This window comes from Terrimonas pollutisoli, assembly GCF_029360765.1.
Classification (GTDB): Bacteria; Bacteroidota; Bacteroidia; order Chitinophagales; family Chitinophagaceae; genus Terrimonas_B; species Terrimonas_B pollutisoli.
The window spans coordinates 1-1,589 of sequence record NZ_JARKNA010000055.1; the positions used below are offsets into that span (position 1 = coordinate 1).

Here is a 1,589-nt window from a genome sequence, read left to right on the forward strand (position 1 = left end):
TTAAGTGGCTGTTGCACGACTCAAAACTAATGCACATTATGTTGATATGGCATAATTGGAAAAGTAATTGCTGTGTAAGAGCTATGCAAGGCCAAAAAAAATATCAAGAACAACTGTTCACTTCATTTCAATTAAGTGAACATGTACCTAAAGACAATTTCTACAGTCGATTGAAAGATTTGCTGGAAATACAGTGGTTATATAAGGCTACGAAGAAATATTATGGTACAGAAGGCCAGGAGAGTATTGATCCAGTGGTCTTTTTTAAATTGATATTGATTGGATATTTGGAAAATCAGTCCAGTGACCGCAAGATTATAAGTATGACCAGCATGCGTTTAGATATGTTATATTTCATCGGATATAACATAGATGAGTCATTACCCTGGCATAGTACCTTAAGCAGGACCCGACAACTATACGGCGAAGAGGTATTCCAGCAATTGTTCCGGGAAGTTTTAAAACAGTGTATTGAAAAAGGGATGGTAGCAGGTCGTCGTCAGGCCGTGGACAGTGTTTTTGTAAAAGCCAATGCCAGTATGGATAGCTTGTTGGAAAAAGAAATATTGGAAGATGGCGATGCTTATGCAGGGAGTTTGAAAGAAGATGATCAACAACAAGCGCCATTCCGTAACCAACATCCGGGTAACAACACCCATTATAGCAGCACGGATGCTGATGCCAGAATAGCTACAAAACCGGGTAAGCCAAGCCTGTTAAATTACCTGGCCCAGGTGAGTGTGGATACAGGCTGTCATGTGATCACGAACATAGAAGCGCATCATGCAGATAAACGAGATAGTGAGTGTTTGGCCGAAGTAGTAGACCACACCGTCAGTCATTTACAGTCGGGAGGATTGTTAGTAGAAGAAATAATAGCAGACACCAATTACAGTAGTGGTACGGCTTTGCAATATTTGGAGGATAAAAATATAACAGGGTATATACCCAATGTGGGCGGGTATAAAAAAGGCCGGGAAGGGTTTGAGTATCATCAACAAAACGACGAGTATGTATGCCAGCAAGGAAACAAATTAGTATATAAGAAGGATGTTTTAGCCAGGGCCGGTCGTTATAAAAAAGTTTACTATAGCAGTAGTAAAGATTGTTCAGACTGTCCGTTGCGCAGTCAATGTATCGGCAAGAGTGCCATAAAGAAAATAACTGTCACAATGGATAAGACATTATACGATCAGATGCAGGCCAGAATGGAAACGCATAAAGGCAAACGAATGATGAAACTGCGACAAAGTACAGTGGAACCCGTACTTGGCACACTGATCAACTTCTTAGGCATGAAACGGGTTAATACAATAGGTATTAAACAAGCCGGCAAGTGTATGCTGATGGCGGCCTTAGCCTATAACCTTAAAAAACTGCTTAAATTCCGTGCACCTAAAGCAGAGATAATGATTAAAAAAATGGGAAAATGGCAACAAAAGGCTCAAAAATGCTTTTTCCAGCTTTATGGAAATCTATATTACGCTATAGAATAAATAACACATGGATGCTAAAGTTCAATATTGCAAGCACTTGTTCAAAGTATAATTTCATAACAATCTAAAATTACAGTCGCGCAACAGCCACTT

1 protein-coding gene is annotated in these 1,589 nt (G+C 39.6%); it reads left to right on the top strand.

Translation table 11 applies throughout. The annotated features are described in order from the left end of the window. Window positions 1–1,496 (top strand): transposase (locus tag P2W73_RS26315; RefSeq protein ID WP_276505090.1); only part of this gene is annotated, 1,496 nt, incomplete at its 5' end. Window positions 1,497–1,589: the final 93 nt, after the last annotated feature.